This window comes from Neisseria sp. HMSC065D04, assembly GCF_001815675.1.
In the GTDB taxonomy this organism is placed as follows: Bacteria; Pseudomonadota; Gammaproteobacteria; order Burkholderiales; family Neisseriaceae; genus Neisseria.
Genome location: NZ_KV821496.1, coordinates 43,349 through 62,031, shown reverse-complemented (window position 1 = coordinate 62,031; position 18,683 = coordinate 43,349). Strand labels below are relative to the sequence as shown.

Here is an 18,683-nt window from a genome sequence, read left to right as displayed (position 1 = left end):
AGTTTCAACACACAGCCGCCTGAAGGCGGCTGGTGCCGTATTCGCTGATTTTGTAAGGGTTGATAACGGTTTCAACACACAGCCGCCTGAAGGCGGCTGGTTTTAGCCGTCTGTTTCCGTAACGTGTCATGCTTGTTTCAACACACAGCCGCCTGAAGGCGGCTGGCCCGTCAAAGTCAACGTTACCGAAGTCAAACGCCAGTTTCAACACACAGCCGCCTGAAGGCGGCTGGAGCCTCTCTTAAAAGCCTTGCTCTATCAGGTTTCGCAGCCCCGATTTCGCTAAGCTCCCAAGAAAAGCGTGAACGCGAGTATAACATAGCCTTTTCCGTTACACCCGCATTCACAATATCCTGATTGTTAAAGAACAATCCCAGTTCGCCAACCCTGCCGCATTTTCATGAGAACCGCAGGTTGGCGATTCACACAATCAACGTATCCTTAAACACATCCATTGCCGGTTTCGCGCCATGATGCTCCACTTTCCGCCGCCATTTGCTGCCTAAATGGTAAAAACGCAAGCTGTCGGTTTCGGAGTTGTAGGTTTTCAAGAGTTTGTCTTTTAAAACAACCCATTGGTCGGGTGCGATGTCGCATTCAAAAACCGAATATTGCACGCGCACGCCGTAGTCCAGACACAATTTCGCCACGCGCCGCAGCCTTGCCTGTCCTTCTGCGTCTTCCAGCGAAATATCGTAAGTAATCAGCATCAGCATTTTTTATTCCCATGTGCAGGCTGCTTTAGAGGTCGTCTGAAAGCATCCAACCCGTTTTCAGGCAGCCTGCAAACCTATCTCATCAAAAACGGCGGATATTCTGCCAAATCCCCGCGTAAGTGCCGCGCCAACAGCATGGCCTGAATATACGGCAGTAGCCCGATTTCCACTTCCTCGCCTAAAAACGGATGAACTATTTTCTCCTGCTTTTTCGCCTGCAAGGCTTGGAACAAAAGCTTACGTGCATCGGCTTTCAGGCTTACCGCGCCGCTTGCCTCGGTAACAAAATCCTGCGGTTTGATTTGCCCGCGGTTAATCAGCGACAGCACCAACCTGTCCGCCCACCACGCGCGGAATTCTTCCAAAATATCCTGCGCCAAACTGTCGCGCCCCGGTCGGTCGGCATGCAGAAAACCCACCTGCGGATCCAGCCCCACGCCTTGCAGCGCGCCGCTGATGTCCTTGCCCAAGATACTGTACACAAACGACAACAGCGCGTTCACCCCGTCTCTGGGCGGACGGCGGTTGCGCCCGTCAAAAGTAAAGCCGCTTTTTTCGCTCAAAAGCTGCCCGAACACGCCGAAATAACGCGCCGCCGCATCGCCCTCAATCCCGCGCACTACGTCCAGCTCCGCCGCCCCCTTCAACTGCCGCAGCGAAATGTTCAAAGCATCGACCGCACTTTGAATCACCGCATTCTCGCCGTAATTGCGAATCTGCCGCTGAAGCACCCGCTTACTTGCCTGAATCTTCGCCGCAATGATATTGCGCGCAATCGGCACAGGATTTTGCTCCGCCCCCCGATACTGCGCCCGACGCAGCAGCACATTGCCGCTCTGCCGCCCCTGAAGCCGCCCCAAGAAACGTCCGTTTTCCGTAAAAAACGCCAAATTCACATTATTTTCACCGCAAAACCCCAACAGAAACGGCGACACCAGCACATTACCAAAACAGAAAATATGCCCGATGGAATGCACCGGCAACTGCGCTACCTTCTTGCGCTCCTGCTCCACCACCAGCGTCTCCCGCTCCTTATGCAGATAACTGCCTTGGGTGGTGATATAGAGCGTGTTTTGCAATTTGCGCATAGGGAGGGTCCTTGGGGTTTGACCGTGGTTTTTGGGGTGTTTAACAGGGTTGAACTACCTGAAAAACGGTAGGTCGGATTCTCGAATCCGACATTTTCAAAATTGCAGCAATAATTTCAAATCATATAAATATCAAACAGTTGTCGGATACAATTATCCCACCTACACAGACTAAAACACAAGGTCGTCTGAAAGTTTTAAACAATAGTTTGAACAGCAAAAACCGCGTGCGTGCGTACCGCACATACCCTATATTTGATTTTAAAGTTTGTATCGTTCACAGACAGGGTGTGTGGCACAACCACGCACACGGTTAGTTGAGATGCAGGCTACAGCTTGCTACTCTTACTGCCTGAAAATTATTGTTAGGTCGGTTCAGGCAAAACGCCGTAACCCAACGAAACCTCTTGGTTTCCCAAATATTGTTTTTCAGACGACCTTGGCTTGAAATTTCAGTATTTTGTTGGATTATGTCTGCGGCTAACCCAATCCTACTCCACTTATTTTTATTGTTACCACTGGATTAATGCTGTTGGGTACACCCCTAAATGAGAGGGATATAATCTCTGCACTAATGCTGCTCTATGTATAAAGTAGTGCTCCCAAAATTTTTCATCCAAATTTTCATCTTTTACACATTCTTGAATGCACCTATCCCACCCAATTAATTGTTCTACATATAAAGCTTCCAAATGATCTAACCAAGGATCATAATGATCAAAATATTTAGAAATACAATTCTTACAACCAAATATGTAACCTAATTGTCCTAAATCACCTCTCACAATTCCTGCCATAGACAAATTAATCATTTCATCAGAAAGAATATCCTCTCCACAACACATGCAAGGTAAAGGCTGATATTGTTCAGGAGGTACATTCATATAATAAAAATTATTTGGAGCGGGTAACCCATATTTTTGTAAAATAAAACAGCTCATATTTGGCAAATAATCACTAATCGAATTTTTATCAAAAATTAAATACTCAAAAGAATTATCTTCGCATCCTTTTAATCTATCTTGTAATGCCTGTGATACTAATGTTGAATAAAATCCTATAAAACCATCAGCTTTATGTTGCTTTGTTCTTTCTAAAAAAGAAGCTTCATCCCTTTCTGTTACTGACCTTCCACTACAGGCGAAGTGTTTACAACTAACGATGTATCTCTTTCCTCGAAAAGAAACAATAAGGTCTTTTCCACCATCAGCTCCTCTGGCTGGTGGCAATTCAATAGCACACCCTCGAGCACCTAAGAAATCAGCAGCAAAAAACTCCCAATCTTCTGGTGAGATACCTTTAAAAAAATCATCATAAATATTCATAATAATTACCTTATTTAATATACAGTTACTATTCAAACAACTCCACCACATACCCCACACTCCTATCCCGTTTCCCCAGCAACTCCGGCTGACAAATCTCCACCAGCGAGCAGGCTTTGCAGCGTTTGCTGTAGTCGGGCAGCGGGGTTTGGCCGCTGTTTAGAAGTTCACGCACGGCGGCGATGGTGGCGCGTGTTTGGGCGCGCAGGTCGTCTGAAAACACGACGGGGACGCGATGGCGGGTTTGCATATACCACAGCGCGCCCTCAGAGACGGTTTGCCCCGTCATTTCTTCCAAGCACAAGCCTTGGGCGCAGAGCTGGATTTCATCCATCGGATCAGGTTTAGGCTTGCCGCGTTTGTATTCCACGGGTTTCAGACGACCTGTTTTTGTGTCCACTTCCACCAAATCCAACACGCCGCTGATGCCCAGCTTCTCCGCCGACACATGCACCGTTCGCTCAAAGCGCACGCCCTTGCGAGTTTCCGGCTCGCCCGAATCCACCCGCTCATGCAGCGCCTTGCCTTGTGCGGTCAAATAGTTCTCCGCCCACGCCTGCTCGTTATGAATCAACGCGCATTGGCGCGGACAGAAGGCGTAGTGTTGCAGGGCGGAAAGGGGAATCAGGCGCGCGTCCTGATTCTCCCCTTGGGTTTCGGTTAAAAGTGCGGTCATTTTTTGAATGTTTTAGAAGCCGTCGATTTCCTGCGGAGTTAAACCATCAAGGTTTTCCAGTTCGTAGCTGCCATCGGTATTCACTTTTAGGCTGCCGTGCACTTTGGCGGAAGAGTATTGCCCTGCTTTGCTGTTGTGTTCCCACCAGATGAGTTTCAGCACCTGCATGCTGCCTTCGGGGCGGGCGGATGATGCGTCGCCTTCAAAGAGTTTGGTGAGTACGGCTTTGATTTTTTCGGCATCGCCGTCTGAAAAGCCGGTGCGCTCGGCAAGCTGCGGCGACATCGCGCCGAAGGCAACGTACACGCCGTTATCGACGCGGTGTTTCATGCCCATGGTGTCGGAAGATTTTTTCGTGCCATCGCCTTCGCCGCTGACGCTTTTGGTAATTTGGGTGCTGGTGATGTTAATTGGCTCAACGCTGAATGCAGATTGAATGGTAACAGGACCGCGCACGGCGATGGAAATGCCACTGCTACCGTCGCCGCTAAATGCGAAGACCTGTCCGAAACTGCGTACATCCAGCCATTTTTCGCAGGCCTTTTTGGCGGTGTCGTCTTTGTTGGCTTTTTTAGCGTTAAAGGCATCCGCACCCAAGCCGACATCTTTGTCTTTGGCGCGGTTGGCCAAGCTGGTCATGCCGTCGGTTTTCTTTTCGTCCGATTGCACAAAAATGCTCTCGCCGCTGTCTTGCAGGCGGTCGCGGATTTTGCGTTTCAGGCATACGTCGGTCATTTCGCCAAAGCCTTGGAAATCGGCACGCGGGCGGTTGCCATTTAAGGGGTCGCCGTTAGGGTTGGCGTTGGTTACTTTCAGGATTAAGGCAAAGTCGATTTTTTTGGTTAAGCTCATTTTAGTTTTCCTTTAAATAGGTTATTCGTGGGTTTTGGATTTATTGGCGGAAAGCTCGGCAATGCGGCGGGCAATTTCCATTTTTTGGCAGTGGTAGCCCAAGAGAAATTCGCCGCTTAATTTGTCGTCGCAGGTGAAATCATCGGTGGCAAATAATTCCATAATCTCGCCGATTGCCTGTGCACCGGTATCTTTACCGTTGTTACGCAGGCGTTCTTGATAGGGTTTCAACGCCAGCTCGATATTGCGCCATGTGGCAAACGGATGTTCGGCGAAACGCTGCATATAGCGTTCGGCGGTGGTGGCGCGTTTTTCGCCTGCCAAATACAGGGCGTAGGATTCGGTGTTTTCGGCGATGGCAAGCAGCCTGCCATATAAGTAGTCGCGCGAGCAGTTTTGGGTATCCAAACTCATAGGATAAGTTCTCCGTTGTGATAAATCGTGATGACGGGCGCGCCAGCCTTTGTATAGGGCACAGGCGACGCCGATGTTTCTTTGCCATTCCCAGTTTTCACAGCCATTCGGATTGCAGGCTGCCTGAAAACTTTGACGCACCAAATCTTCAGGAATCGGCACGGATGTTCCGCCTGCGATGACGGGCAGAAGGCGGGCATAAAGTTGTTTTTTGAGCGTGTCGGACAGGGATTTGCCGTACACGGCTTCGGCAATGCTGTAAGGCGAAGGCGGGACGAAGCGCCATTGGGTGCGCTTGTCGGTTTTCTTGCCGTTTGGAACTTCAATGCTGTAACGCTGATACCAAGAAAAATCGTCAATCCATGCATCCAAATTGGCGAAATAATCGGCAGGCAGAAATTCTTGGTAATAAGTTAATGCCATGCGCCCCGGCGTGGCGGAATCGAGCATAATCAGGGAGATTTGTTCGTGGGCTTTCAATTCTGCCTGATAGCCATGCAGTTTCTTTTTGATAATTTGTGCAGCAGCACGCCCGATATTTACAGACCAATCAGGGGACGGCTGTTCAGATGATGTTTGCGATGAAAATTCATCAGGATTTTCAACCGCACTAATGTCCAGATTATCCCAATCAATTTCGCTGGAAATGTCTTTCATCGGAGATGGGACGGGTTTGCCGCTGATTGCCCAGGCGACGGTAACTTGATCTCCGTTTCGGATGCCTTGGCGTTTTATAAGCCACTTCAGCATATTAAAGGCTTTTTGAGAAACATCTCTCCCCAAAGCTACTGCTTGCTTATCTGATAAGAACCGACCAAGAAAAGTAAAGCCACTGGTATCATTAGCAGAAACCAATTTCGCATTACCCTCAATTTTGGGATAAGCCTTTGCCGCATAATCTCTTTTACCAGTGATGTAGCATAATTCTGGTTGTTCTCTTTCTTCTCCAGACTGGCTCTCTTGATAGTCTATCCATTGTTTTTTTATACTGTTTTTACTCCATAAATCCGAATGTGGATCGTTAGATATTTCAACAGCCCATACAATAGTCAAGCTAAAAGGATCATCTTTTCCTGCCGACAAAATATTATCCTTGAAAGAAAAAATCTGTTTCTCTAACAAATCTTCAATCAATGAACCTTTTTGAATATATTGCAAAACAATATTTATTTCTTTCAACTTTCCGAACTCAGCCCAGCCAGATAATTGCTTTTCATAAAACTCAAAACAATCTTTATATTTTGCTTTTTCCGTATCGGCAAATTTCTGTTTATATTCATCAGTCCCTGCAAGAAATTCTTTCCATTTCTTTCCGTTATCCTTCTCAGCCACTTTAGAAAGATATTCAATTGTTAAGTAATTTCCCGCTGTTTTAGCAATATATTGCAAGCTATCATGTAACCCATAAGAAGCGATAGTTGATCCTGCACGTTTTGATGATTTTTCAGTTACCTGTATCGGAACTTGTTTCTTTACATCAAATCTCTCTACCCCAACGAGCTCTGCTTTATCATTCAAAATAACTTTTAAATGAACCGCTTTGGACATATGAAACGGCAATGCCAAGTCTTCATCATTCAAACCTTGTTCTTGGACATATTCATACGTCCGATAAAGTTTCTGCATCCAGCTCATAATTCCAGCTCCTTGGCTTCATCTTCCACAGGCTTGACGTTTTCGCCGCGTTTGAACGGTTTTTCAGGCTTCATTTTGCGGATAAATCGGGTTTTCAGGCAGCCTGCACTTTCGTTTACACTGGGGAATTCAATCACGCCGTTTTTCATATTTGCCATCCAAAAACGGCTGACCAATTCGGGCTTTCCTGTTTCCTCGGGATAGCCAAAACTATGGAACATTAAACCGAAATCCAAGTTATCGATTTCATCGTAAAAGCCTGCTTTCCCATCTCGACTTGGGCTGCTAAACTCGCAAGGCTCGACATAGCCTTGGCAATCGCGCGTGCCGAGAAAAACATCCTGCCGCCCGCCGCGTTCCAACATTCTTCTGGCAATGGCGATGTGTTTGCCGAAATTGCGGTCGCCTGCCAATTCTTCCCAATGCTCATTCCATTCAAAATGGGCTTCCACTTGGTATTCCACGTCCTGCAAAAAGGTGTAAATTGCCAAAGTGTTGCCGCCGTTCCAGTCCAGAGGTTTAGTGGATTTGCTTTGGGTCCGGATGGGTTTCATCACGCGGATGCGGTCGATATGCCAAATCAACGTGGGCTTCCAGTAAATGCTTTTGACGATGCCTTTAATGGCTTCGTATGTCGGCACTTGGTAGCTGAATTTTTCGCCACCGATTTTGGTAACAGGGTCGGTAAACAAGGCTTGCCGTCCCCATACGCGGAAACTGATTTTGCTGTCCATATTGCTCCTATAAGTCGTAAAAAGTCATGTCGCTTGTTTCGTCCAAAGACAAGCCGAATTCGTCGTTGTAATAGCGTTCTTTCAGATAATAAATACCCGAGCCTTCAATGGTTTCATGCAGGGCATTTTCTTTTTGCAATTTATCCCAAACGTTGGGGAAGACGTTTACGCTGTAACGCTGGGCTTTTTTCTTTGCGTCATACATTTCTTTCGGATCCCATTCGCCGCAAAGTTTGGCAATGAGTTTCGCACCTTCGCCATAAGGCACAATCACGGCGCGAGTTGGCGCGTCTATGGCTTGGAAAGCACGCCCTGCGCTTTTGAAGGATTGCATCAGCAGTGGTAACGGTTTGCTTCTTTTATTGTTTTTCTCGCCATAAGGATTCAGTGCGTTATCGCTCAACCAATCCAGAAGTGAACCCGTTGCGCTGTTTTTGACGGAATACGACATTTCATCGTTGCGCTGGTAAAAATAGTATTCAAAATAGCGTTTCATCGCTTCTGGCTGCAAAATATCCTGTCCGGCAAAATCGCGAAACACACGTTCGGCATGGTTTTTGCCTGCCTGAATATCGGGCAATATCCGCGTAAAATCCTGTTCTTGCAAATTCAACACCCAAACCTGCCCTTTACCTTCTTTCTCACCGTGCCGGTTGCAACGCCCCGCCGCCTGAGCAATGCTATCCAGCCCACCCAAGGCGCGAATCACGCAAGCCATCGAAATATCCACGCCCGCTTCAATCAATTGGGTGCTGATGCAGATAACGGGTTCTTTGTTTTTCAGACGAGCTTTGATGGTGTCAAAAATCGCTTTGCGGTGCGCCGCGCATTGGTGGGTGCTTAAATGAAATAAGGTCTCGGGCGGCACGTTCTGCCCCTTGCAATACTGATAAAGCTCCTGCGCCCATTTTTTGGTATTGACAATAAACAGACAGCTTTGGGTCGTCTGAAACTGTTCCAGCAAAAACGCGCCCGCTTCATCCACATTCCAACCGCCTGATTTTTCGTTGAATCGGATTTCTACGCGCGATAACTTTTTATAAAGCTCTTCTCTTTGCTCATCAGTTCCCATGATTTCGGCATGTGCAGGCTGCTTTAACAAACCGCGCGCGGCAATGCTTTCCCTTTTCCCTTCGGGAAAATTCTGCAAGCCCGATTCGCCGAGTAAAGGCTGCGTCGCTGTACACAAAACCGCCGTGCTTTTGCCGAACGTCGTCAGCCAGTTCAAAACGTTGCAAAACAAATGCACGCATTTCACAAGCAGGGTTTGAATTTCGTCAAAAATCAGCACCGCATTGGTCATCGGGTGGATATGGCGTGCGCCGCGCGTACCGCCGCCAAACCATGCGTCCAAAAACTGCACCATGGTGGTAAAGACAATAGGCTTATCCCAGTTTTCGGACAGCAGTTTGTCCTGCGAGCTTTGTTTTTCAGGTTCTAAATTAGAATGGTGTTCGAGCACCCAATCTTCGCCGAGAATTTCGCGCACGGCTTGGGCATTTTGGTCGATGATAGAAGTGTAGGGAATGATGTAGATGATGCGGTCGAGATGATGCTTTTGCGCATGATGGAGGGCATAGCGCAGGCTGGCTAATGTTTTACCACCGCCGGTCGGTACAGTCAGTGTATAAATACCTTGAGAATCGGCCGCTCTTTTTAAGCAGTCGTCTGAAATTTTGCGGCGGATTTCGTCAATAGGTTTGATTTCTTCGACAAGACGATTTTCAAAACCCGCTAATTTGGCTTCCAATTTATCGATTGCCGATTGCCAATCTGGTTTTTCGGTCAAACGGCGGACTTCTTTCTGCGCTTCCCGCTCAAAATCCGAGCTGTTGATACGGTCGGCATCAATCAGGCAGCTAAACAGGAAACGGGTCAGGCAGCCGAGGTAAAACTCTTTGATTTTGTCGTTGCTTGCTGGGTCGGAAAGAATCGGTTTCACTGCTTTGAGCAGGCTGCGAATCAGGTTTTCTCCTACCAATTCACGTGCTTTCTGTTGAACGGCTTCATCGGCATTTTGCTCGCATTCTGCCAAGTGTGTTAATTCATCATCCTTTTCAAACCGCTTTTTCCAAACAGCGTTGCCCTCATCGTCCAAACAGTCAATCAAGCCTTCGCCGTGATGTGAAGCAATGCACAAACCCAGCATTTGCCCGAACAATTCGCCGATTCCCTGCGCCGCACCGAATTTTCTCAATTCGCGGTAAACCCATTGCGTGCCGGCGGTGGAATGGTCAATTTTTTTTCCATTGGGCAAAACATAATCATCTGCGTCGGGATTAATGCCGGTTACGCTTTTGATATATTCTTGGAAATCTTGGGAGTATTTACCGAAATCGTGCATGAGTCCGAGTAACTCGCCTGCCTGATCCAAATCCAGCTTGGCTGCCAATAATTTGGCGATCTCAGCGGTTTCTATTAGATGCGTTTGCAAGGATTGTGGTTGCCCGTCTGCTTTGCGGACATGGGCAATATAGTCAAAATTCACGTCAATTCTCCAAATTTAAAACGCGCAAAATTTAACGAACAAGCCCTATAAATGGCTTAAAGGATTGAAAATCGAAAATCTGTGGAATGAGGTCGTCTGAATGACGGATAAAGGAGATATTTAGGGATTTAAGATGTTATTATTTTATTTGTTATATTTTCCGAGAATAATACAGCATTTGTAATAAATAACAATATCAATTTGACTATTTCTGAAGTTTTAGGATAAAGGAAGCGAATCAAGTTATGGCGTAAATTCCTAAAATAGTGGGACATAGATAGAATGGAGGTAGGTTTTCAGACGACCTTTGTCGTATAGATGGGTTAAATTCGGTAGGATGCGGCTGCGCTTGCCTGATTCCGTACCCAAGCCGTTTTGTTTTACTATACAATCATATTGCTGCCGACTGCTTGTTTGCTGCAGTCTGCATCGGCATACGGATAGTGCGGACGCTGTTTGCGTTTTGGAAAATGCGGCAAGATATTTATTTGCCAGTATTTTTAAAGCATCGGCTGAAGCCTGTATCGGTTTGTCCCAGGTCGTCTGAAATTCCGAAAAAGAAAATTCATGTCAAACACCCCATTCTTCAAAACCGACTGCCCGAGCTGCGGCGCGCCTGTTGAGGCGCATTCCGCGACAGCCGTTACGCTGGTGTGCGGCTACTGCAACAGCATGCTGGTGCGGCAGGATGACAGTATCGTCGATTCCGGGCGCGATTCCGCTTTGTTGGAAGATTTCAGCCCGCTGCAAATCGGCACGACAGGGACATACGTTACCCGCCCATTTACCTTGGTCGGACGGCTTCAGGTGCAATACGACGACGGTGTGTGGAACGAATGGTATGCGCTGTTTGATGACGGGCAAACCGGTTGGCTGTCTGAATCCGGCGACCTGTATTCCATGACGCGCTTGGTTGAATCGCCTGAAGTTGTGCCGGAGTTCCACGACGTCGTGCCGGGCGGTTGCAATTTTAATTTTCAAAATAAAAACTTTGTTCCGTCGGATAAGCGTGAAATCAGCCTCAGAAAATCGGCGGCTCAGGGCGAATTGCCGTTTAAGCTGACTGAAGATACGACAAGTAAAGTCATAGACTGGCGATGCTCAGGTCTTTTCCTGACGATAGATTACGGCGATGATCCTCCCGAAATCTATTACGGCAGTATGGTCGGCCTAAATGAACTGAAACTGCAGAATACCCGTACCGACGACCAAATCCGTGAAACGGCAGGTCGTCTGAAAGGCAGTCATCATTCGGAAAATTGTCCGAATTGCGGGTCGTCCGTCCATTGGTTGAGCGGTGTCACCGATTTTCTGATTTGCCCGAGCTGCGGCAGCCAATTGGAAGTCGGCAAGGAAAAAGCGCGACTGATTACTGCCAATGCCATGCGTGTGGCGCAGGATAAACTGTTTACCCTGCCTATCGGCACGCAGGGTCGTCTAAATGACAATGATTATTTCGTGATGGGTGCAGTCAGGTATTCCGAACTGGACCCCGATGCGACTTATGAATATATGTTTGAAGGCAAACGGCGGATACTGACGCCGGTCGGTTGGTGGGTCGAATACCTGCTTTACAATCCGCAGAAAGGCTTTTTGTGGTTGGTCGAATCGTCCGACGGCGAGTGGAGCCAATCCGAAACGCAAAACAACTGGCCGCGTTTAAACAGCGCCCGCAAACCGCAAGGTTGTGATGAACTTTATTCCTACGGCGGCAAAGTCGAAGTCGCCGCCGGCGCGTTTTACTGGCATATCCGTTCGGGTGATTTGGCGTATTACACCGACTACCAAGTCGGCAGCAACAGCAAACTGTGTGCCGAGCTGACCGAACACGAGCTGGCATGGAGTAAAAGCACGCGCACTACCTACGGCAAAGTTGCCGGCGCCTTCGGTTTGCAGGCGGAAGCGCCCAGATACACGGCAAAAATGAACGCAGACGGGGTCGATAACCAATTACGGTTTGTCATGATCGCCATCTTGGTTGTCGTCAACCTTCCTGCGCTGCTGACCGACGGCAACTCTGCCTCATTTACCGTCATCTTTATAGGAACTTGGTTGTTGTGGACTATGGGCAAAGAAGACGAGGACGAGGATTAACATGTCGAGAGCCACTTACATCATTTTCAGCACCATTATCATCATCATCTCCATGATCATCAGCTACGGCTCTTCCGAATCCGACGGCTCGCGTATGCATTCCGGCGGCTATTACGGCGGCGGAGGTTTCTCCGGAGGCCATAAATGACCCATATCCCCGGCAATCACGGTCTTTTAGATTTATATGGCTGTGATGAAGCTGTCTTGAAAGACGAAGGTCGTCTGAAAAACACCCTAAAAGCCGCCGCTCAAGCCGCAGAAGCCACCGTCCTCGCCGAACGTTTCCACACCTTTGGCGGTGCAGGCGGCATTACCGGCATCTTACTGCTCGCCGAATCCCACATCAGCATCCATACTTGGCCGGAACACCGCTTCGCCGCCATAGACGCATTTATCTGCGGCGGCATGAAGTTGGAAAAAGTGAAGGAAGTATTGTGCAGGGAATTGGCGGCGGAACGAGCCGTTTGGACGGTAGCGCAACGTGGCGAAGGAATACTGGACGATACGCAGCCGCCAATAGAACAATAAAACCTGTAAAGGTCGTCTGAAACAGTCTCAATCTGTTTTCAGACGACCTCATTTTAAAACCCCAAAAAATATTCTCACTAAGAACATCAAGGAACCAAAATGCACTTACGCACTTCCATCATCCTCTCTTTATCCGTGCTCTCTTTAGGCGCGTGTATCAGCAACCCAAGTTCGGCACCCACCAGTTCTTCATCATCAACACCCATCAACCCATTCGCCAAAGACTACATCTATTATTTCGAGCATCTCGACGAAGCCAAAGCTAAAAACGAACAATGTTTGAAAGACGGCGTGTTTAAAAAAGTGGGCGTTGATATGGAAAACGCCGATGAACGACAAATGATTGCGGAGTATCCCGACGATATTTTGATGCTCAATCCCGGCAACAACGAATTATCTCCCTGTTTCGCCGCATGGACGGCAAACAATGCTGCGGAACCGCTGCGCAAATGGCAGGAGGAAAATAAGAAAAAAGAAGAGCTGAATCAAAAATTTGAAAAGCAGGTCATCCGGCTCAAAACCGAATGGGAAAAGAAATACGCCAATGAAGATTGGAACACATTCTACCCCGAGGCTTTGCGTAAAGAATCCGTTCAAACACGCAATAGAAAAAACCGATTGGAAGATCGGGCTAAAAGAGAAGCCATCGACCGCATTTTTGTCGATAAGGCGGAGCCGTTTTTGAATGAATTGAAAACAAAAAACATTGAAACATTGACCAAAGAAATTCCACAAAGCTGTCGTAAGGGAGCTTGGGACCTTATTCCTTCGTGTAAAGCTTATTATCATGTTTTAAAAGAGAAATTATCAGAAAAAACATTATCCGAATTGGCGGGTATGGAAAAACAATATAAAGGTGCCAAGCATCTGCCTGCTACCGTTCAGTCGGCTGCCTACCGTTCTGCGGTGGAGGGGAATTCAGAAAAAATGGATAAAGCATTAATGCTGGACTATCGCAAACTCAATACCGAATATATGAAATGTACTAAAAAAATCGGCGATAAAATAGCAGCAACAGAGTCCCAGATAAATAACACGGAACATTTCACACCTTCCTTTTATTTAGAACTTTATCCGGAATGCGTTATTACGAATCAAGTCATGGAAAGGTTGGAGCTGCCTACTGATTTAAATAAGGTTATTGACAGCGCGGTTTGGATAAATTTCGGCAAACAAACCCGGGAAACGGAAGCAAACAGCGAAAAAGAATGGAAGCAGTTGGAAAAAACGCCTGAGGTCGCACAAGCCAAAACAATCTTGGCTCAGAAATACGCCCAAACACCTTGGCAAAATTTCATAAGCACCGTAGAAAAAGACTATCCGGTGAATATGGCAGACATTTTCTCGGGTACGGAAGAGAAACCGAAGCAGAAACAAAAGCAGCATCAGATAATGGTCATAGCATTGAACCAGGTGTTTACTGACAAAATCCAGCCTCTCGTGGATGAATTGGCGAAAAACAGCATCGATAAACTGATTGCCGAAATACCTGCCAGCTGTCGCGATGAAGGAAAAATAGATTGGTTAGCAGATAGTCAATGTAAAGTATATTCCCGCGCTCTCTCAAAAAAATTTCAGAATCAGACGTTAGAAGAGCTTTCCGCTTCAAAAGATAAATATGAAAATAAAGATGAAGATGGGTTTTTATTGGTTTACGTAGCCTACTCTTCGGTATTGCATGAAAAAGAGAGAAAACAATACCTTGAACTGAGCAATGATAATACCAAGCGAGAAGCGGCATATAGGCAATGTCTCAAAAATATCAGTGGAATCATCGAAAAATCATATGTTTCAGAAGAGGATACTGCTTCTTCGTATGCTAGGCGGGCGCCGGGATGTCTAGCGTTTAGCTCTAGTCTTCCAGTTGAAGAGTCACGTTTCGACTACTTTACTAAAACGCTGCTTAATAAAAAACGTTTCCAACAAGCATCCGCAGTCAAACAAAATTGATGGAAACATTTCATCAAAAGGTCGTCTGAAACCGTAGTCTTGATGTTTTCAGACGACCTCATTCTTAAATTTTAAAAATATCCTGACTAAGGAACTAACAATGCGCTTACGCACTTCCGCCATCCTCGCTTTATCCGCCCTCTCTTTAGGCGCATGTATCAGTCAGCCAAATTCGGCATCTATCACGTCGCCCGTCAAAGACCGCGTGTATTATTTCCAGCATCTCGACGAAGCCAAAACTAAAAAAGAACAATGTTTGAAAGACGATGTGTTCAAGAAGGCGGGTGTTGATATGGAAAACGTCGATGGACGACAAATGATTGCGGCGTATCCCGACGATCTTTTGATGTTGAACCCTGACAACACCGAATTATTACCTTGTTTCGCCGCATGGACGGCTGTTGATTCGGCAGAACCGCTCCATGAATGGCAGAAAGAAAATGCGGAAAAAGAAGCGCTTAATCAGAAAATTGAAAAGCGAGCCATGCAATTCAAAACTGAATGGGAAAAGAAATATGCCGATGAAGATTGGAAAACATTCTATTCCAAGGCTTTACATCAAGAATCCGTTCACTCCATAAATGCCGACAGTTCGTTGGAAGAACGGGCTAAAAGAGAAGCCATAGACCGCATCTTTGCAGATAAGGCGGAGCCGTTTTTGAATGAATTGAAAACAAAAAATATCGAAACACTGACCAAAGAAATCCCGCAAAGCTGTCAGAAGGAAGCTTGGGATCATATTCCTTTGTGTAAAGCTTATTATCATGTTTTAAAGGAGAAATTCTCAGAAAAAACATTATCTGAACTCGTTCAGACAGAATTAGGATATAGCGATGGCAGGCACATTCCCACGCCCATCTTGACAGCCGCCTACCGCGCCGCCATAGAGGCAGATTGGAAGAACATTGAGAAGACATTAATGTTGGACCACAGCAAACTCGAGGCTGAATACAGAAGATGCTTTAAACAACTTAAGGATAAAGTTGCAGTGACCCAAGTTGACGAATCCGAATACGAAGACTCTTCCTACTATTATGTGTTTGCTCCAGAATGCGCCATTGCGAATCAAGTCATGGAGCAATTGGAGCTGCCTATAAATTTAAGTAAGGCTGTTGACAGAGAAATTCTGATAAAACAGATCAAACAAAATTTGAAAAAGAAAGAGGGGGAACGGCCAGAATGGGAGCGGCTGGAAAAATCACCTGAAGTTGCAAAAATCAAAGAAATTTTGGCACAGAAATATGCCCAAATACCTTGGCAAGACTTCGAAAGTATCATGAAAGAAGACCATTCGCGCATGGTAACTGATGCATTGGGTACGGAAGAGAGGGAGCCGGTATTAATTGACATCGCATTGGGACAGGTACTTGCTGACAAAACCAAGTCTCTAGAGGATGAGTTGCAGAAAAAAAGTATCGATGAATTGATTGCGGAAGAAGCAGAGCATTGTAGTAATGGTAAGGCATCAATAAACTGGGCAAAAGGCGTATCGTGCCAGATACATATCCGTGTGCTCTTTAAAAAATTTCAGGATCAGACTGTAGAAGAGCTCTCGATTTCAGAGGCCAAATATGAAGAAGAGTTTCCAAGAATTGGGATGTTTTACAGGTTAGTATTGCAGGAGAAAAAGCAAAAACAGTACAGCGAGTGGATGAAAGACAATGCCAAACGAGAAGCGGTATATAGGCAATGTCTCAAAAATATCAGTGGCATCATTCAAGAATCAGACGTTTCAGAAGAGGATAATGGATTTTCGTATGTTTCGCGGGATCCGGTATGTAAAAACATCCGAGGGGCTGTATTTTTTGATGGGGAACGAATTGATTTTTTCATTGATACCCTGCTTAATAAAAAACGTTTCCAACAAGCATCCTCAGTCAAACAAAATTGATGGAAACATTTCATCAAAAGGTCGTCTGAAACCGTCTTGATGTTTTCAGACGACCTGTCAGAACCCTAAACCGACATTCAACCCTATGCCGACACGCCGTCAATTCCTCAGTTACACCGCCGCGCTTGCCGCCGCGTCCTCTTTTTCTTGGCTGACTTATAACCGCCTCAACCGCAAACCGCCGGTTTCCGTCAACCGCGTCGGGCTGCCGTTGGGGCATTTGTTGCGCGACGGGAAATTGCTCAATCCGCCGACTCGACGTTACGAATGCAATACGCTGATACTCGGCGGCGGCGCGGCGGGTTTGGGGGCGTTGTGGTATTTGGCGAAACACGGTCATCGTGATGTATTGCTGGCGGAAGGGTTCGAGCGCAACGGCAACAATGCCGCCTACGCCGCTTCAGACGGCCTGAAAGCGCCGAGTGGCGCGCATTATCTTGCGTTGCCGTCGAAAGAGAGCGCGTATGTGCGCGAGATGCTGGCGGATTTTGGTATCTTGCAATCGGACGGCAGTTTCAGGGAAACCGATTTGGTTTACGCGCCCGAGTCGCGCCTTCTGTATCAGGATAAATGGCAGGAACACCTGTTGCCGAAAGAAGATGCGGATTCCAAACGCTTTTTTGATTTAATCGGTCATCTGAAACAGGCTTACGGTAGCGACGGCAAAAAGATTTTCGCCATTCCGATAGCCCTGTCATCGGCAGACGAAACGTGGCGCAAACTCGATAGCCTGACGTTCAAACAATGGCTTGTGCAAGAAGGCTACACCTCACCCGAACTGCTTTGGTATCTCGATTACTGCTGCCGCGACGATTACGGGCAGGGCATAGCGCAAGTATCCGCCTTTGCCGGACTGCATTACTTCGCCGCCCGCAACAGCGCGGAAACCGTCCTGACCTGGCCCGAAGGTCTGGCGCACCTTTCCGAAAACCTGCGCCGCCATGCCGGTTTGCAGGAAGGTTGGCAATGGTCGTCTGAAAACCGCATCCGCCTCGACAAACCCGCTTCCGTCAACGCATCCGCCGTCAAAATCAAACTGCTTTCAGACGACCGTATCGAAGTTTGGCTGCGCGACAATTCAAGCGGCGAAACCGTCGCCCTGACCGCGCAACACGTTATCTCCGCCATGCCGTTGATGGTCGCCGCCCGCATCGTCGAAAATCCCGCGCAATACGGTTTGAACATTCCCGAATACGCCCCGTGGTTGGTCGCCAATTTCGAGTTGCACAGTTTCCCGAAAGAAAAAAACAACAGCGAAACGGCATGGGATAATGTCATCTACGGTAGCCAAGGACTCGGCTACGTCGTCGCCACCAACCAGCTCATCCGCGTCGCCCGCCCCGAGCGCACAATCTTCACCGCCTATGCCGCGTTAAACCACGACACCCCGCAAACCGTCCGCCGCCAACTGCTCGAAGCCTCTAACGAAGAACTGCGCGACTTGGCCGCCAAAGACTTGATCGCCGCCTACGGAGAGGGCTTCTGGCAACACGTTTCACACGTCGATGTTACAGTGCGCGGACACGGCATGAGCGTACCGAAAGTCGGGTATCTGAACGACGAATCTTTGTTAAAAATCAGAAACCGCGCGTCAGGATTGCTGTTTGCCCACAGCGATTTGAGCGGCTATTCGGTATTCGAAGAAGCCTTGTATTGGGGCGTGGAAGCGGCTAGGAAGATATTGGAACGGGGAAAAGGTTGAGTTTTATGTTGGTTGGGTTATTTTTCGTCTCGCCTAGCGCGGATCCCAAATAATCAGTGCTATAATCCCGCTTCGTTTGAATATTTAAATCTCAAAGGAAACCTTATGAAATCTCTGAGTTTTTCCCTGATGCTTGCTTTGGGTTTGGGCAGCACTGCTTTTGCTTATGCGGAAAAAAATTTGCCCTTGAATGAAACGGGCTGCATCGACCAACCTATGAAGGTCAAACGCGGCGAGGTGTACAGCTTTAAAGTGACGGAAGGCAATGGTTTGATGCTTTCATTCGCGCCCGTCAGCCCTAATGTGGTCGTGAAAGACCCGAAAGGCAAACGCGTTGCTTTGGAAGTGGGCGCGGACGGCGATACGCCTGAAGACCGCTTCAGCTTTGCCGAAATCAACCAAAAAGGACGCTACACCATCCGCTTCCCACGCGCGGGCAAGATTGATTCTTTGTGCGTCAACGCAGCCAATTAGGATAAACGTCAAGCCGAACCATGCTTGAGCGGGTTTGGCCGCAGTAAGCGAAAAGGTCGTCTGAAACAGTTACCCAAAACTGTTTTCAGACGACCTTTTTATAGTGGATTAAATTT

15 protein-coding genes are annotated in these 18,683 nt (G+C 47.4%); 7 read left to right on the top strand and 8 right to left on the bottom strand.

Translation table 11 applies throughout. The annotated features are described in order from the left end of the window. Positions 1–422: 422 nt before the first annotated feature. From cas2 to HMPREF3050_RS04225, 8 genes are all read right to left on the bottom strand, one after another. The gene (gene cas2, locus HMPREF3050_RS04260; RefSeq protein WP_070773642.1) at positions 423–716 is read right to left on the bottom strand and encodes a CRISPR-associated endonuclease Cas2; all 294 of its coding nucleotides are present in this window, start codon (positions 714–716) and stop codon (positions 423–425) included. 74 nt (positions 717–790) lie between these two features. After that, positions 791–1,804, bottom strand: coding sequence for a type I-C CRISPR-associated endonuclease Cas1c (gene cas1c / locus HMPREF3050_RS04255; protein ID WP_070773640.1), 1,014 nt, complete (start codon positions 1,802–1,804; stop codon positions 791–793). Positions 1,805–2,316: 512 nt separating this feature from the next. Then, positions 2,317–3,129, bottom strand: coding sequence for a PDDEXK family nuclease (locus tag HMPREF3050_RS04250; RefSeq protein WP_070773639.1), 813 nt, complete (start codon positions 3,127–3,129; stop codon positions 2,317–2,319). Positions 3,130–3,157: 28 nt separating this feature from the next. Further along, positions 3,158–3,805, bottom strand: a complete 648-nt coding sequence (gene cas4, locus HMPREF3050_RS04245; RefSeq protein WP_070773637.1) for a CRISPR-associated protein Cas4 — start codon at positions 3,803–3,805, stop codon at positions 3,158–3,160. A gap of 12 nt (positions 3,806–3,817) precedes the next feature. Next, a complete protein-coding gene (gene cas7c / locus HMPREF3050_RS04240) occupies positions 3,818–4,657 on the bottom strand; it encodes a type I-C CRISPR-associated protein Cas7/Csd2 (protein ID WP_070773635.1) in 840 nt (279 codons plus the stop codon). Positions 4,658–4,678: 21 nt separating this feature from the next. Beyond that, positions 4,679–6,706: a type I-C CRISPR-associated protein Cas8c/Csd1 gene (cas8c, locus tag HMPREF3050_RS04235; RefSeq protein ID WP_070773633.1), complete on the bottom strand. Its 2,028-nt coding sequence runs from the start codon at positions 6,704–6,706 to the stop codon at positions 4,679–4,681. Continuing rightward, complete coding sequence (gene cas5c, locus HMPREF3050_RS04230) at positions 6,703–7,440, bottom strand: type I-C CRISPR-associated protein Cas5c (protein ID WP_070773631.1); 738 nt, start codon at positions 7,438–7,440, stop codon at positions 6,703–6,705. Before cas5c ends, cas8c begins: the two co-directional genes overlap by 4 nt. Positions 7,441–7,447: 7 nt before the next feature. Further along, positions 7,448–9,928 carry a CRISPR-associated helicase/endonuclease Cas3 gene (locus HMPREF3050_RS04225; RefSeq protein WP_070773629.1) on the bottom strand — a complete coding sequence of 827 codons (2,481 nt, stop codon included), beginning with the start codon at positions 9,926–9,928 and terminating at the stop codon, positions 7,448–7,450. 567 nt (positions 9,929–10,495) lie between these two features. On the opposite strand from HMPREF3050_RS04225, the gene HMPREF3050_RS04220 reads away from it, so the two are divergent. The 7 genes from HMPREF3050_RS04220 to HMPREF3050_RS04195 all read left to right on the top strand — a co-directional run bounded on the left by HMPREF3050_RS04220 (position 10,496) and on the right by HMPREF3050_RS04195 (position 18,567). Then, positions 10,496–12,022, top strand: coding sequence for a DUF4178 domain-containing protein (locus HMPREF3050_RS04220; RefSeq protein WP_070773627.1), 1,527 nt, complete (start codon positions 10,496–10,498; stop codon positions 12,020–12,022). Position 12,023: 1 nt separating this feature from the next. Next, positions 12,024–12,170, top strand: a complete 147-nt coding sequence (locus HMPREF3050_RS14560) for a hypothetical protein (RefSeq protein WP_168166256.1) — start codon at positions 12,024–12,026, stop codon at positions 12,168–12,170. Beyond that, positions 12,167–12,550 (top strand): adenosylmethionine decarboxylase, encoded by a 384-nt coding sequence (gene speD / locus HMPREF3050_RS04215; protein WP_070773625.1) that lies wholly within the window; start codon positions 12,167–12,169, stop codon positions 12,548–12,550. Before HMPREF3050_RS14560 ends, speD begins: the two co-directional genes overlap by 4 nt. 99 nt (positions 12,551–12,649) lie before the next feature. After that, complete coding sequence (locus HMPREF3050_RS04210; RefSeq protein WP_070773623.1) at positions 12,650–14,500, top strand: hypothetical protein; 1,851 nt, start codon at positions 12,650–12,652, stop codon at positions 14,498–14,500. A 100-nt stretch (positions 14,501–14,600) separates the two neighbouring features. Further along, positions 14,601–16,391, top strand: a complete 1,791-nt coding sequence (locus HMPREF3050_RS04205; RefSeq protein WP_070773621.1) for a hypothetical protein — start codon at positions 14,601–14,603, stop codon at positions 16,389–16,391. Between the two features lie 85 nt (positions 16,392–16,476). Then, positions 16,477–18,093 (top strand): NAD(P)-binding protein, encoded by a 1,617-nt coding sequence (locus HMPREF3050_RS04200; RefSeq protein ID WP_070773620.1) that lies wholly within the window; start codon positions 16,477–16,479, stop codon positions 18,091–18,093. Positions 18,094–18,198: 105 nt separating this feature from the next. Continuing rightward, positions 18,199–18,567, top strand: coding sequence for a hypothetical protein (locus HMPREF3050_RS04195; RefSeq protein WP_003762775.1), 369 nt, complete (start codon positions 18,199–18,201; stop codon positions 18,565–18,567). Positions 18,568–18,683 lie beyond the last annotated feature (116 nt).

Excerpts from the sequence above, each read along its gene's own strand:
- HMPREF3050_RS04200 (WP_070773620.1), top strand. The coding sequence starts at position 16,477 with ATGCCGACACGCCGTCAATTCCTCAGTTACACCGCCGCGCTTGCCGCC.
- HMPREF3050_RS04250 (WP_070773639.1), bottom strand. The coding sequence starts at position 3,129 with ATGAATATTTATGATGATTTTTTTAAAGGTATCTCACCAGAAGATTGG.
- HMPREF3050_RS04210 (WP_070773623.1), top strand. The coding sequence starts at position 12,650 with ATGCACTTACGCACTTCCATCATCCTCTCTTTATCCGTGCTCTCTTTA.
- cas2 (WP_070773642.1), bottom strand. The coding sequence starts at position 716 with ATGCTGATGCTGATTACTTACGATATTTCGCTGGAAGACGCAGAAGGA.
- cas8c (WP_070773633.1), bottom strand. The coding sequence starts at position 6,706 with ATGAGCTGGATGCAGAAACTTTATCGGACGTATGAATATGTCCAAGAA.
- speD (WP_070773625.1), top strand. The coding sequence starts at position 12,167 with ATGACCCATATCCCCGGCAATCACGGTCTTTTAGATTTATATGGCTGT.
- HMPREF3050_RS04205 (WP_070773621.1), top strand. The coding sequence starts at position 14,601 with ATGCGCTTACGCACTTCCGCCATCCTCGCTTTATCCGCCCTCTCTTTA.
- HMPREF3050_RS14560 (WP_168166256.1), top strand. The coding sequence starts at position 12,024 with ATGTCGAGAGCCACTTACATCATTTTCAGCACCATTATCATCATCATC.
- cas5c (WP_070773631.1), bottom strand. The coding sequence starts at position 7,440 with ATGGACAGCAAAATCAGTTTCCGCGTATGGGGACGGCAAGCCTTGTTT.
- HMPREF3050_RS04195 (WP_003762775.1), top strand. The coding sequence starts at position 18,199 with ATGAAATCTCTGAGTTTTTCCCTGATGCTTGCTTTGGGTTTGGGCAGC.
- cas7c (WP_070773635.1), bottom strand. The coding sequence starts at position 4,657 with ATGAGCTTAACCAAAAAAATCGACTTTGCCTTAATCCTGAAAGTAACC.
- HMPREF3050_RS04220 (WP_070773627.1), top strand. The coding sequence starts at position 10,496 with ATGTCAAACACCCCATTCTTCAAAACCGACTGCCCGAGCTGCGGCGCG.
- cas4 (WP_070773637.1), bottom strand. The coding sequence starts at position 3,805 with ATGACCGCACTTTTAACCGAAACCCAAGGGGAGAATCAGGACGCGCGC.
- cas1c (WP_070773640.1), bottom strand. The coding sequence starts at position 1,804 with ATGCGCAAATTGCAAAACACGCTCTATATCACCACCCAAGGCAGTTAT.